General features: G+C 60.5%; 12 protein-coding genes and 1 pseudogene. 6 read left to right on the forward strand and 7 right to left on the reverse strand.

Annotation, left to right across the window (positions count from 1 at the left end; all coding sequences use genetic code 11):
- Window positions 1-139 precede the first annotated feature (139 nt).
- The 6 genes from F758_RS0131665 to F758_RS0131695 form a co-directional block, all read right to left on the reverse strand.
- A complete protein-coding gene (locus F758_RS0131665; RefSeq protein ID WP_245286638.1) occupies window positions 140-1,231 on the reverse strand; it encodes a HupE/UreJ family protein in 1,092 nt (363 codons plus the stop codon).
- Window positions 1,228-2,286: a DUF4340 domain-containing protein gene (locus tag F758_RS0131670; protein WP_157450229.1), complete on the reverse strand. Its 1,059-nt coding sequence runs from the start codon at window positions 2,284-2,286 to the stop codon at window positions 1,228-1,230. The genes F758_RS0131665 and F758_RS0131670 overlap by 4 nt, the downstream gene beginning before the upstream one ends.
- On the reverse strand, window positions 2,283-3,893 hold the full coding sequence (locus F758_RS0131675; protein ID WP_024511663.1) for a Gldg family protein: 1,611 nt from the start codon (window positions 3,891-3,893) through the stop codon (window positions 2,283-2,285). The genes F758_RS0131670 and F758_RS0131675 overlap by 4 nt, the downstream gene beginning before the upstream one ends.
- Before the next feature lie 9 nt (window positions 3,894-3,902).
- Entirely contained in the window at window positions 3,903-4,568 is a 666-nt protein-coding gene (locus F758_RS44885) for an ABC transporter permease (RefSeq protein WP_198026602.1), read from the reverse strand.
- Window positions 4,569-4,600: 32 nt separating this feature from the next.
- The gene (locus F758_RS0131685) at window positions 4,601-5,548 is read right to left on the reverse strand and encodes an ABC transporter ATP-binding protein (RefSeq protein ID WP_024511665.1); all 948 of its coding nucleotides are present in this window, start codon (window positions 5,546-5,548) and stop codon (window positions 4,601-4,603) included.
- 114 nt (window positions 5,549-5,662) lie between these two features.
- A complete protein-coding gene (locus F758_RS0131695; protein WP_084305781.1) occupies window positions 5,663-6,553 on the reverse strand; it encodes an N-acyl homoserine lactonase family protein in 891 nt (296 codons plus the stop codon).
- 456 nt (window positions 6,554-7,009) lie between these two features.
- Between F758_RS0131695 and F758_RS0131705 the strand changes: the two genes are divergently transcribed.
- The 6 genes from F758_RS0131705 to F758_RS0131730 all read left to right on the forward strand — a co-directional run bounded on the left by F758_RS0131705 (window position 7,010) and on the right by F758_RS0131730 (window position 12,979).
- Window positions 7,010-8,245, forward strand: coding sequence for an ABC transporter substrate-binding protein (locus F758_RS0131705; protein ID WP_035723682.1), 1,236 nt, complete (start codon window positions 7,010-7,012; stop codon window positions 8,243-8,245).
- 6 nt (window positions 8,246-8,251) lie between these two features.
- Complete coding sequence (locus F758_RS0131710; protein WP_024511669.1) at window positions 8,252-9,151, forward strand: branched-chain amino acid ABC transporter permease; 900 nt, start codon at window positions 8,252-8,254, stop codon at window positions 9,149-9,151.
- Window positions 9,148-10,101: a branched-chain amino acid ABC transporter permease gene (locus F758_RS44890; protein ID WP_035723684.1), complete on the forward strand. Its 954-nt coding sequence runs from the start codon at window positions 9,148-9,150 to the stop codon at window positions 10,099-10,101. Before F758_RS0131710 ends, F758_RS44890 begins: the two co-directional genes overlap by 4 nt.
- Window positions 10,098-10,850: an ABC transporter ATP-binding protein gene (locus F758_RS0131720; protein WP_035723695.1), complete on the forward strand. Its 753-nt coding sequence runs from the start codon at window positions 10,098-10,100 to the stop codon at window positions 10,848-10,850. The genes F758_RS44890 and F758_RS0131720 overlap by 4 nt, the downstream gene beginning before the upstream one ends.
- Entirely contained in the window at window positions 10,847-11,557 is a 711-nt protein-coding gene (locus F758_RS0131725) for an ABC transporter ATP-binding protein (RefSeq protein WP_024511671.1), read from the forward strand. The genes F758_RS0131720 and F758_RS0131725 overlap by 4 nt, the downstream gene beginning before the upstream one ends.
- 1,083 nt (window positions 11,558-12,640) lie before the next feature.
- Entirely contained in the window at window positions 12,641-12,979 is a 339-nt protein-coding gene (locus F758_RS0131730) for an H-NS histone family protein (RefSeq protein ID WP_024511672.1), read from the forward strand.
- 453 nt (window positions 12,980-13,432) lie between these two features.
- Here the strand turns inward: F758_RS0131730 and F758_RS0131735 are convergent.
- Window positions 13,433-14,055: pseudogene (locus F758_RS0131735) on the reverse strand (IS630 family transposase); the annotation flags it as partial.

Raw genomic sequence — 14,055 nt, forward strand, 5'->3', positions numbered from 1 at the left:
TACGATGAGGCTCGCATCCTGAATCCCGAACAGCTGCAGATACGTCGGTTTTGCGAACGGCTCTGGAATCAAAAGGGGCCAAACCGGGCGGAACGCTGGCCACCTTGCCGCCGGAGAAAGCCGGTGCAACTGGTCTCCGCTACGTATCAAGCACGCGCGTGAGAAACCAATAGCTGCCAAGTACGCTAATAAGCGCCGACACGGCATAAACTAGGGTTGCTGCTCTCGTCGGCTTGGTGTGGTCGACGGCTATGAGCCGGTCCAATGCGATCAGGCTCGGAACGACGACCGAGACGATCGCCACCTGTCCGATCTCGACGCCAATATTGAAGGCCGCAAGTGCGGCGGCGACGGCGCTCGTGGGCAGCCCGATCTCCCGGAGAGCACCGGCGAAGCCGAAGCCGTGAATAAGCCCAAAGGCGAAGGTCACCCGCCAGCGGCCGTCGATATCGCGTGTGAAGAAATTTTCGATAGCGACATACACGATCGATGCTGCGATGGCGGGCTCAACGACGGTGCCGGGAATGGCAACGACGTTGAGCGTGGCAAGCGAAAGTGTGATCGAATGAGAGATCGTAAATGCGGTTACGATCTTGATCACCGGCACAAGTCGCTCTGCCCACAACACGACGGCGACCAAGAATGCGATGTGATCGTAGCCTAGGAAGATGTGCTCGATGCCGGTGATGAGATAGCGCTCCATAGTCGATAGCAGGGACGGGGCGGGCGCCGAGAGCGTGACGGCGGTGTTGGCCCCATCGAGCAGCGCCTGCGGCGCATTGTCGCCTTCGCCGATCAGCACCACCTGGCGTGCGGCGGGATCGGTGTCGGTCAGCACCGTCGAGCGATAAACGATATCGCCGCCGACATCCCGGCACGAGAAGCGGTTGCGAAAGATCACCCCGTCCCCATCGGGTACGAGCGCGGGCGTGCCGGGGACGCAAGCTCTGCCGCCGGCCCCGGTCACGGCGATATGCGCAGTGACGTAGGCGATGATCCGTGCGGCCGACGCCTTAACCAGCGCCGGCTCGACTCGGTCGCGTTGCGCATCGAAGATTCCGGTACTGGCAAGGCGGTCGGCGTCGCTGCCCTTGAGCCCGAGCTCAATCGTAACGCTACGATCCACGCTCAATGTCACGCGCGCGGTCGAGAGGTTGACCTGATGCGCCTGTGCTGCGAGCATGGCGCCAAATACTATCGCGCCTGCTACCAGGCGGCGCCGCAGCCTCACGAGCCTGCTCCGACTGCTTTGAGGAGCTCGGTCATGCGCCGGGGCTCAAACTCCGCAACTGTGACGACCGCCCCGTCCGGTGCCAATCGGGCATAGCGATTGAGCCTGTCGGCAGGGGCCCCGAATTCGAGGCGGGCCAATGGTGTTGAGCTGTCGCGTGCGTAAAACAGTACGATCAATGTAGGCAAAGCGAGACCGTACTGGGCAAGATGCGGCGCCTCGCCAGGCGCGACGCGCGCCTCCGCGACCGCCGCATCGAAAGCGCGGAAAGCGGCATCGATGATCGTTGCCTGGGTAGGGTCGGCGACATGAACATCGCCACCGGCGGTGTGAGTGTGCTGACCGATATGCCTGAACCATGTTCCCGCCGCGTCCCGCTCGAAACGCGTGAGCTTTCCGCTCGCAACGATCTCGACGGCCCACACCTGCGCCATCGAGACCGGCAACAGCAGGTCTGCGCCGCGGCTCATAACAACAGAGCTCGTCTTTCCGCGCAGCCGTCGTGCCATGTCGAACACTAGCCGCCACTCTTCGGCCACATGGCGCGGCATCAGATAGACGGTTGGCGCGCCGCCTAGCCTCACGTAGTGCGACGTGCCTGCCGGATTTGTCGTCCCAAAGTTCACTGTTGCCGCGATGCCAGAATGGGTTTCGAGCACGGCAACCTCGGATGGCGGATCGAGCCCGAACACCGCAAAGCTCTCGGCAGCGAGTTCGCCCGCGGGAATCTCGCGTGACGGTTCGCTGATACTAAGGAACTTCAGGGCCGTATCGACGTGGGAGATAAGCTCAGCGCGCGCTATGCTGTCCACGCTCTCGATCGTCCATCCGGGCGGCTGATGCCGCAACGCGACGCTGTCGGCGCCCGAGCGCATGTCGATGCGTTCAATCTCGTTCGGTGAGATCGCGAGGAGGCCTTTGGGCGAGGACGGCAGCTTGCTGTGCAACCCCGGCCATTGCCCGGAAAAAACTAGGGCAAGGAGAAGCGCCAGCAGCACGGTGATAGCGAGCGATGTTTTCCATCGCGCAGCCCCGGATATCGCCGAGCCCCTCAACGGCGCCTCCACCACATCGCGACGCCAAAAAGCGCCGTGCTGAGCGGCAGCAATATTTCGAGGCCAATAAAGGTGTCCCGCATCTGGGTACTCGTCAGCACGATTTCGGGCAAGTTGTAGGTCCGCGGTGCGAGATTCGGGGATCCGTCCTCCTCGGCAAGCCAGCGCATGATGGCGACCGACAGCTCGCCATTGGAGACATAGGAGAAGTATTCGTTGGTCGTGAACTTGCTGGTGCCCGATATTACGAGCCGAAAATGCTTGTCAGGCGAGGCTCCGGGATAGGTACCTTCAACCGCCACCGCGAGCGCCTGGGCGCCATGTTCGACCTCGGTGGTCAGCCCCCCGGCTGCGACTGTGATGCCAGCGGCAGCCGAAGGCGGTCGCAAGTAGCTGTCCTGGCTGCTGGTGGCAAGGACACTGGCCCTCACCGACGTCGGTGGCTGATCGAGGCGGATCGGCCGCGCCTGTGCAAACACCGTGAGCGCGAGACGGGCTGTAATCGGATGCGGAGGATAATAGGGGACCGCAACCTTGTCCGGATCCGTACGAAAGTGATTCAGTGGATCGATGATGATGGCTGGTTCGCTCGACAAGCCGAGCGGCGTCAGCAGACGACTTTGCAGGTCGGCCCCGAGGGGAAACTGCGGATCGATCAAGATCTCGAGCCGTCCGCCATTCTTGAGATACTCGGCCAGCAGATCCGTTTCGCCCGCCGTCAGCGCGGTTCGTGGACCGATCTCGGCAATCACGGTGCAATCGTTCGGAACTGCGCTTGCCGTCGCCAGGAGGAGGGGGCGCATCTCGAAACCAATCTCGTTGAGCGCCAGCTGAAGTCGGTCGAGTTGCTCGGGCTCGGCGACCAGCACGTCCCCGGCGCCCGGAGTATCATGGCCTCTCAGCGTCTCGACGTGACTGAAATGGTAATGGCCCGGCATCGGACGGAATGTCTCGCCATGGCCGGTCAAGAAGCAGATCGTCTCGGCGCGCTTTCGAAGAACGCGCAGCGCGGCGTAGCCGAGGCGCGCGGCATCGGTGACGTTTTCCACGAGTACTTTGCGGTCACCGGCCTGCAACACCGCCGTATTGTAGGAATGCACGCCGATGTCGCGCGCAAGCCCGGGCTCCTTGTCGAGATCAATGGCACGGAACGCCAGCAGTGGACGGTTGCGTGCCGCGATCTCGATCATGTCCCGTACAGCAAGCGCGTTGGGGTCGCTGGCGTTGTAAAAATAGGTCAGCGCAAGCGGGGACCGCAGCCCGTCGACAACGTCGGTGAGCTGCTGCGGAGGAGTGTTCAGTCCTTCACGGGTTGCATCGAAATGCACATCATGGCGATAGAGCGCGACGTTGGCGGCAATGATCACACCCAGCGCACTGCAAACAATCAGCGCGTTGGCGGCCCAGGCCGTCCGGCGCGATCCGCGACTGCGCAGCGGCAGGCGGACTGCCAGTGCGAACAGCGTCAGCAGAGTAAGCGACCAAGCTGCGAAGAACAGGGTGTTCGAGGCCCTGTCGCTAAATCCTGCAAAGCCTAGCGCACCGAACAGGATCGCGGCGATGATAGGTGCGGCGACGAGCAGATCGGATCGGGTAAGCCGCGACATTCGTCTCTCCTAGCGCCGCGCCAGCGCCCGCACGGTCAACAACAGCGTCAACAGCGTGACACTGAGAAAGAAGCCAACGTCTGAGAGGTAGATAGCGCCTACCGCAAAGGGGCGGAAGTGCACCGCGAGGGACAGGTTCACCACCAGCGTGTCCGCCGGGCTTGGCAGCAGCCAGCCGAAATTATCGACAATCCACAGGAGCAGGAAGATACTAAGCGAGATCAGCGCCGCGATCACCTGGTTGCCCGTGAGTGCCGATGCCAACAGGCCAGTTCCCACCAGAGCTGAACCAAACAACAGCAGGCCAAGATAGCCGCTATAGATGGGCCCGAAATCCGGATCGCCGAACCAGGCCAGCACCGCCGCGTAACAGCTGGAGAGGAGCAGCATGAGGATGACGAGGCTCATGCTCGCCACATATTTGGCCAGCACGATCGCGGCCTCAGAGATCGGCGAGGTGAGCAACACTTCTATGGTCCGCAGCTTTTGCTCCTCCGCCAGGAGCCGCATGGTGATCAGCGGCGTAGTCAGCATAAACAGCACGAACATCTGAAAGAAGACGTGCACCATGCTGGGCTGATGGCTGATGAACAATGTGAGCGTGAAGCTGTAGCCCATGATGAGCAGGAAGACGGTCATTACCGCGTAGGCGATCGGGGAGGAAAACAGCGCCATCTCCTCCTTGCGCAAGAGGACCGCAAAACTTCTCATTGGGCCAGCCTCGAGGACCGCCGCGTTAGGTCGAGAAACACGCGCTCGAGATCCGGACGGCTTTCGGTCAGCTCCGAGACGGGGAGCCCGGCTTTGACCAGCGCGGCCAGGATGTCGGCGGTAAGGGACGCACGCGGCTCGGCCCTAATCAGATAATGCATCGTTCCTGCGCCGGCGTTCGGTTCGACGGCGATGCCGCGGACGCCGGCGATGGCGGAGACGACGCCTCGGACATCTGCTTCCGGAGCAGTTGCCGCAAGCCGCACCGTTATCTGTTCGGCTTTCTCCTTCAAGGCGTCGGCGGACAGGAGCGTGCCATCGAGCAGGATCATGACTCGCGAAGCGATCTTTTCGATCTCGGAGAGGATGTGCGAGGCGATAAGCACGGTGTGGCTTCCCGAAAGCGATTGAATGAGATCGCGGACGGCAATCACCTGGTGCGGATCGAGCCCGCTGGTCGGCTCGTCCAGCACCAGCACTTGCGGATTTCCCAGCAGCGCTTGCGCGATGGAGACGCGCTGGCGGAAGCCGCGGGAGAGTTTTGCGCCCAGCAGCATCATGACGCGGGTGAGATCGAGCCGCTCGGCCGCGGTGTCCACCGCGACCTTTGCCGCGGCGCCCCGCAACCCCTTGAGATTGGCCATAAAATGAAGAAATTCGCCGACCCTCATATAGTCGTAGATCGGCGCGTCTTCGGGCACATAGCTGATGACGCGCCGAACCGCCAGCGAAGCGGCCACGACGTCATGGCCGGCGATCTCGATACGGCCGGACGTCGGCACGAGGTAACCGGTGAGCATGCGGAAAATTGTGCTCTTTCCCGACCCGTTGGGCCCAAGCAGGCCAACGATTTCGCCTTGATCGATCGCAAAAGAGACATCGGTTACGGCACGGCGCGGGCCGTACCATTTGGTAACATGCTGCGCCAGCACGAGAGGAGACATTGGCTCAAAACACCTAGTTGCGCCAGCGATCGCGCCTGAGCTGGTTCGCGAATATAATCCCGCGCGCAAGGCGCGGGACATGAACCCGCTCGCAGGCGCGATCGTATCGTTCGATCACTCGTAATATTCAGGCGAATGCTTGTGCGCCTTGTACACGTCCGGATCGTGCGCGAAGATGATGTCGCCCCCCTCGGTGTCGTGTACCCGCTTGACCCAGGCATAGGCATCGAGCATGCCCACGGGATCATAGACGCTGCCGATGCTCGGCAGGATGTTCTTGTCGAGATTCTCCTGCAGATAGACGGCGTCACTGGTGAGCACGACCGTTCCGGTCTTCGGCAGCCGCACCACCATGATCTGGCTACCAGGGGTGTGCGACACCGTTCGATGGATATAGATGCTGTTGTCACCGAACAGGTCGAGGTCGCCGTCGAGCTCAATGGTCTTGTATTTGCTTGGCATCGGGCCGCCCACGCTGTTGCGCAGCATGGAGAAATCATCGGTGATGAAGAAAGTGGCATAGCCCGGCGCCGGCCAGAACGCATTTCGGATCTCGTCGCGCTGGTACACAAAGGTCGAATCCAGGAACTTACCGATGTTGCCGGCATGATCGACGTGGAAATGACCGAGCACGACATATTTGATGTCGGAAGGCTTGACGTTGATCTTGCCGAGCTGGGTATCGATGGCGATGTCCGGCGAGCGACCCGGATCGAGCGCCTTCACAAACGGCCCCCAGTAGTCCGGATTGGTGATGATCTTGTCGTTGTTGCCGCAGTCGAACAGCACGTCTCCCTTGGGATGGCGGATTAGGAAGAAGCCGACGGGGATCTGGACCTTGCCGCTGGCGCCGTTTTGGATGATCGACTTGTCCAGGTTCAGCGCCCCGGAGCTGAATACATAAAGCTTCATCTCTTTCGGAGCTTCGGCCGCCATCGCCCCGGCAGCAGTCAGAATTAGTCCTACGGTCAATAAGCCAAGGACCCTCGCACTACGCAGCAGCATGTCGTCCTCCCTGTTATGACGTATTTTTGGACAAGCGCTTCATACCACGAAAATGTGGCGCTTGTGCACATCCCGGCACATCCACCCGACGAAATTGCGTCCGCGCGTCTGCTGCATGGCAGCAAGGTGAGGATCGATCCGGCCAACCCTCACCTTCGGCGCCTCGGCACCGTTGCGGCCGAGCAGGCCATAGTCGTGTTCTGCCGCGGTCAGAGGGGCAGCCGCGAGCAGAATTGGCTCGTATCGTCGAAGATGCTGATGCCCTCGAGCTGAACGATCGGCTGCTCGCTTACGCCATAGCTCCCGCATGCTGCTCGCTGCCAACACAGGCTTTGATAACCGCAGCAAATGCCAGCTTGATCAGCAAGCGCTCATAGCTCTAAAGTTGGTGGCCTGAAAAAAAGCCGGTTGTGTCAAACCGGACCACGATGACGGGTTCATGGGGAGGTGCAGCCAATGAGCGGACTCATTACGCGTCGCACTATGTTAGGCGGCAGCGCGGCTAGCCTGCTAGCCGCCCCTTGGGTGGCCAGGGCACAGGCCAATACGTTGCGCGTGGGAATGCAGAGCATCCTGTCAGGACCGATCGCACTGCTTGGTACCTCCTCGCGCAACGCGCTCATGATGGAGCAGGATCGTATCAATGCCGCCGGCGGCTTGCTCGGTCGGCCGATCGAATTCGTCTTCCGTGACTCAAAGGGGCAGCCCCAGGAGGCCGCCCGCCTGACGCGCGAGTTGGTGAACAGCACGGGTTGCGAGCTTTTGATCGATGCTGAGGCATCGTCTGGCGCCTTTGCGGTCCAGGAGGTCGTACGCGACCTGGGCGTCGCCTGCATCCACACGAACAGCGAAACTTCCTCGCTGACGGCCGATCCAAAGATCCGCGTGCCCACCGCCTTCCGCGTCGCGCGCCAGGGCGTGCACGACGCGGTCGCCGGCAGCGCCTATCTTTCCGAATACGCGAATGCCAAGAAACTCAACAAGTGGGCGACCTGCTCGCCGGACTACGCCTACGGTCGCGACACCACCGCGCAATACCTGCAGTTCTTCAAGCAATTCAAGCCGGATGTCGAGGTCATCACTGAGGCCTGGCCCAAGCTCGGCCAGCCCGACTTCACCGAAGTCATCACCAAGTTGATTCAGGCCAAGCCGCAGGCTCTGTTTACGCTTCTCTATGCCGGCGATCTTTCGGCGTTTGTGAATCAGGGCAACATCTATGCGCTGTTTTCGCAGATAGCGGTCGCGACGCCGAACGTCGACTATCCCGTGCTGGCCGCCATCAAGAATTTGCCAGCCGGCATTCAGTCGGCGACGCGCTATCTCGAGACCTTCCCGAATACGCCCGCCAATAAGGAATGGGGCCAAGCCTACCTCAAGAGGTGGAACGAGCGGCCGACCAACTGGTCGTGGCAAAACACGGTGGCGATGCAGTTCTATGAGGCGGCCATCAAGAAGGCCAACTCGCTTGACGGCAAGGCGCTGGCCGCGGCGCTCACGGGCATGAAGATTAACACGCCATTCGGCGTCGACGGTACAATCACCATGCGCGATGACCATACGACGATCGGCTACGCCATTGGCTGGGGCCAGACCACGCCGAAGGAGCCGTTCATCGTCGATGTGAAGGCCGCCGATTGGGGCAAGATCATCGAGCTCGAGACGGACTGGAAAAAGCAGCAGAAGTATATCTGAGTTTCGATGGACATTGACGCGCTCGGCGCCTGCCTCACAACGCCTGCCTGCGTGGTCACCCAGACCACCAGCGGGCTGATTGTGGGCATGTTGCTGTTCCTTGTTGCTGCGGGCGTGACGTTGATTTTCGGTGTGTTGAAGATCGTTAATTTCGCTCACGGCACCTTCTACATGCTTGGCGGCTACGTCGCCTACACCGCGCTCGGCGCAACCGACAGCTACGCGCTTGCGGTACTGTCGGGAGCGCTCTCGATGGCGCTGTTCGGGGTTGTGTTCGAACGCGCCCTGATCAGCCGCGTCTATGGCTCGAACGTGCTGATGCAGCTGCTGGTCTGTTACGCCGTTGTTTTGATCTTTGACGACCTCGTGAAGATCGTCTGGGGGCCCGAGTTCCACGCGATGGGAATGCCGCCGGCCTTCCAGGTGCCGCCGCTCTTTATCGCGGGCGGGGTCGTGCCGCCCTTTTACGCCGTGTTGATCGGTATCGCTGGCCTGATCGCGATCGTGCTTGGCCTCGGCCTCTCGATGACACGGCTCGGCAAGACGGTGCGAGCCGCCGCGATCAATCCCCAGATGGTTTCAGTGCTAGGGGTCAACACGACGCTGCTTTTCGCGATCGTCTTCGCAGTCGGCGGCGGACTGGCGGGGCTGGCCGGCGCGCTCGCGGCGCCCGTTCGCTCGTTGTCGCCCGGCATGGGCTTCTCGGTCCTCATCGAGAGCTTCATCGTCACCGTGATCGGCGGTATGGGCTCGATTACGGGAGCTTTGGTCTCTGCGCTCTTGATCGGATTGGTTCGCGGCTTCGGCACAATCGGTTTCCCCCAGTTCACGGATGGACTGATCTACGTTGTAATGATCGCCATCCTGCTCCTGCGCCCGCAGGGCCTGTTCGGGCGCAGCACATGAAAGTCGGCCCAGCGCTGCGCGATGTCGCTATCGCCGTCTTTGCCCTCATCGTCGTGCTGGCGATCCCGCTCCTCCATCGCAGCCCCGCTTTTGAGGATTTCGTCATCCGCTTGAGCGCCATGGCGCTGTTTGCGACCTCGCTCAACCTGCTGGTCGGCAACACGGGCATGGTTTCGTTCGGCCACGGCATGTTCTATGGTTTTGGCGCCTACGCCTTCGCATTGATGATGCAGATGACGGACGTCTCGCTGCCCATCGCCGCCGTGCTCGCAGTGCTGATCACGACCTTTGCCGCGCTCTGCGTCGGCGCAATCTGTGTGCGGCTCGGCACCGACTACTTCGCCTTCATCACGCTGGCGGTGCAGATGCTGTTCTATAGCATCATCATCTCCTGGCAGAGCCTCACCGGCGGCGACCAGGGCTTGCGCGGCGGCATTCCGCGCCGTGAAATCTTCGGTTTCGAGCTCGCCTCGCAGCTTCACCTTTACCAATTTTGCGCGGTGGTGACGGTGCTCGGCCTGCTGACGCTGCGCCACATCTCGGTGAGCCCGTTTGGCCAGACGCTGCGTATGATCCGCGACAACGAGCACCGCGCAAGCTTCCTGGGCATCGTTCTGTGGCGAGCACGGCTCTTTGCTTTCACGGTCGCCGGCGCCTTCGCGGGTCTGGGGGGCGTGCTGGCTGCGCTCTTCGTCTCGGGCGCCTATCCAGAACTGGCTGATTGGCCGAATTCCGGCCAGGCGATCTTTGCTGTCATGCTAGGCGGCATTAGTAGCTTCCTTGGACCTGTCCTGGGGGCGACGATTCTGCTCGCGCTGAACGATGTTGTGACCCGCTTCACTGAATATCATGGGCTGGTTCTGGGGAGTGTGATCCTCGCCTTCGCCCTCGGCTTTCGCCGTGGCGTGCTCGACTTTATCAGACTGGCCTGGCCCGGACGTTTGCGATGAAGCTCGAAATTAGAAATCTCACCAAGGCGTTCGGTGGCCTACGCGCAATCGATGATGTGTCGCTGGCCTTCTCGTCGGGGTCGCTTTCGGCGATCATCGGTCCAAACGGCGCCGGTAAGAGCACGTTCTTCAACCTGATCTGCGGCGCGTTCCCGGCAGATGCCGGCCAGGTGCTGCTTGACGATCAGGACATCATCCGTCTCTCCAAGACCGAACGGATGCGCCTCGGCATCGGGAGGGCCTTTCAGGTGGCAAGCTGCTTTCCGACCATGACGGTGGCGGAGAATCTGATGGCCGCCGTCACGGCCCATGTCGGTCAGTGGAGCAGTATCTCCCGCCGCTTTCCGCCACCTGGCATACGCGAGCGCGCTGGCGAGGTGATGGAGTTGGTGGGCCTGACGCACGTCGCCAACGTCGAGGCCGCGATCCTCTCCCACGGCGACCAAAAGCTGCTCGATATCGCGATTGCGCTTGCGCTCGAACCCAAGGTGCTTCTGCTCGACGAGCCGACGGCCGGCATGGGCCCGGAGGAGCGCTGGCGCATGATCGAGCGTGTCCGCGCTCTGTGGGGACAGCGCAAGCTCACGCTGGTCTTCATTGAGCACGACATGGATATCGTGTTCCAGGTCGCGAGCACAATTCGCGTGCTATGCTACGGCCGTGTCCTTGCCGAAGGCACGCCGGACGAGATCCGCAACAACCGGGCGGTGATCGATTCATATCTCGGCACAGAAGTACACGCGGCATGACCGACCTCTTGCGCGCTGAAGGATTGAGCGCCTTTTATGGCGCCAGCCAGATCCTGTTTGATCTCGATCTCGCCCTTCAGGAAAAGCGCACGCTGGCACTGCTCGGGCGTAACGGCGCGGGCAAGAGCACGACCATGAAGACGCTCGCGGGAATAGTGCCGGCCATGAGCGGCCATATCTTCTTTGCCGGCCGCGACATCACCCGAGCGCCGCCGTATGCGCGCGCCCGGCTCGGCCTCGCCTATGTACCTGAGGATCGGCAGGTGTTTCCGGAGCACAGCGTGCAGGACAATCTCCTGATCGCGGCAAAGAGCGGTCCCGACGGACGGCGAGACTGGACCCTGCCGCGCATCTGGGAAACTTTCCCGCTGCTCACAAACCTGCGGTCACGCCAGGCGGGCCGCCTGTCCGGCGGCGAGCAACAACTCTTGGTGATCGCGCGTGCCTTGATGGGCAATCCTCTGGTCCTGTTGCTCGACGAGCCGAGCGAAGGGCTGGCCCCGATCGTGGTCGCCACCATCGGCAACTTATTGCGGGAGCTAGGAGCGGGTGGCGCCACGATCCTGCTCGCCGAGCAGAACATGCATTTCTGCTTACGGATCGCCGAGCAGGCGGTCGTCATCGATAAAGGAAAGGTTGTACATCGCGAGGATACGACAGGTCTTGCCCGGAATGAAGATATCCGCCGGCGCTATCTCGCAATGTAGCAATCTTTGTCACGCCATCGATCAGGACGGATTGATCGCCAGTGCCGCAAAGCAGGTGTGGTTCTATGGATTTCAGCAATGCCCTAAGCGGCCCGGCATTGACCACGTAAGTAGAATGATCGGGTAAAGTAAAGAATTTTACCCGAACTGTTCTTCTGCCACACGTTGGCGAGCGATTTGGTTGTTGCTTTGGCAACGTGCGACTGCACTGCAGGAGAGCAAAATGGCTCGATGAGGCCATTTACTTGCTGCGCCGAGCGAGGAGCACACTTACTACTTATTCCGTATTCTAACGACCTTCTCTTTATAACTCGAAGTTGGATGATTTTGGTGGTCTAAACTCAGGCCCGGGATCCATCTCCGGATCTGGGATTTCCCATTATTTTTATTCAGTGAGGGTAGGCCGGTGAATAGTCGCGAAGAGATTTTCAGCCGTTCAGGTATTCTGCGCCAAACGCTTGACGAGCTCATCGAACGATTAACGAAAGTCGAGACACTGCGAAGCAAATTGCGAGCTGCGGAGATGAGAGGAATTGGCCAAGAGCGTGCGGTCCCACCGTGCACACAAAGGCTACTCCTCGTCGAAGGGGCTTGAGGTTGGTCCGTCAATAGCTCCGGTTTGGATGGCCAATGCGAGCCGGCACGAGGCGCAGTATCAAAGCTTAAGGCTCCCATTTGGCTACTGAACGCGCGGCCTCAGGAACAACATTCGGTTCTTGGAGTTTTCGCCTGTCCCTTGCGGACTTATGTGACGAGCGGGGTGTCGGGCTGCGATCTTCCGGTTCTTTTGCTTTTGCCTGCGTGCTTGCCAATGTTGGTCAAATTTGCGGCGGGGCGAGTTCATTTACGCGCCTGAAACCAGGAACTCACCTGCACTTTTGAAGAATATCAAAGATTTAGAGCTGGAGCGCCTGAAGGCAGAATCTTACATTTGCGCAGGCGGAAAGAAGTTCGAAGCCGGTTCTGAGACGAATATAGCGCAACGAAGCCTCTTGGGCGAAGCACTACGTGTTAGCGATGTTGTAACATATTATGCGCTGTGGTGAGCGCCATGGCTGTTTCCGCAGAACAGAGGGGTTTTTCGTGGAAGCCAAGGACTTCAAATCTATGTCGATCGATGAGCTCTGGAAGCTTCACGAGCAGGTATCGTCGTTGTTGGCTCACAGGATATCGGAAGAGAAGGCCAGGCTCGAGGAACGCCTGCGCAAGATCGAGACTACGACTAACGTTATCGGACTGGCTCGCGAGCGTCGCCCATATCCGAAGGTGCTTCCGAAGTATCAGAATCCGAAAAATCCGGCCGAAACTTGGTCTGGCCGTGGCAAGCAGCCGCGTTGGTTCAAGGCCCAGCTCAAGGCGGGAAAGAAACCAGAGCACTTTCTGATCGCTCGATCCTCGAACCAAAGACGACGGGTGGGCTAGCTGTTACCGGTTGTCGCTTCTAAGCAACCTCCTCATCCCGGCGGCGCCGTATACCGACAGTCCGCCATTTGGCGTACTGCCGAAGCAAGTAATTTGCCGGCAAACGATACTTCGCCGCGAGCGCGATAATCCGCGGAACCTGGACGAAGGGCGTCGTGCGGCCGGCTACGAGAGGACGCCCCAAGTACCGGCCGACACAAACAGGCGGACCTCAAAGACCAAATCACAATCGGCCCCTTTCGACAGGGCGGGGGCCGACGTCTACGACTAAGCCTGCCCAGACTAAACCCAACGTTGCAATTCGATCTGCTTCCCGGCGAGGTCATCGATGCGGGACATCAATCCGGTGACGTTACCACCTGGTCAGGACATGCTTGGAATCAAGCCGAGATCAGTCGGGTTCGCGAGAAACGGACAAACGATCGGGATCGTTTTGGCTAGAGCATGATGTTTTTATACGGAAACATAGCCTGAGTTTTTGGGATAGTTGGCACACTCCTCCTTAGAGAAGAGATCCAGGAGTTCGCCAACCTTGCGCCAGGTTGCCTCGACGTCGCGAGGCTCTGCGGCTCGGACCAGGTGTTTGAGTTTGGCGAAGACCTGCTCGATCGGATTGAGATCAGGGCTGTAGGGCGGCAGGAAGAGCAGATGCGCCCCCTTGGCGCGGATAGCGTTGCGGGCCTGCTTGCCCTTGTGACTGCCGAGGTTATCCAGAATGACGAGTTCGCCCTTTGCCAGCGTGGGTGCCAACACCTTCTCGACATAGAGGGTGAAGAGCTCGCCATTGATGGGGCCGTCGATGATCCATGGCGCGCTGATCCGGTCGTNGCGCAGCGCCGCGATGAAGGTCATGGTCTTCCAATGGCCGAAAGGCGCCGATGCTTCGAGACGCTGCCCACATGGTCCCCAGCCGCGGAGCGGCGCCATATTGGTCTTGATCCAGGTCTNGTCGATAAACACCAGGCGCGAAGCGTCAATCCTGCCTTGATGGGCTTTCCAGCGTGTCCGTTTACGGGCGATGTCGGGGCGATCCTGTTCGGCTGGATGAAGCGTTTTTTTTGAAGCTCAGCCCCTCG

This window comes from Bradyrhizobium sp. ARR65, from assembly GCF_000472385.1.
GTDB lineage: Bacteria > Pseudomonadota > Alphaproteobacteria > Rhizobiales > Xanthobacteraceae > Bradyrhizobium.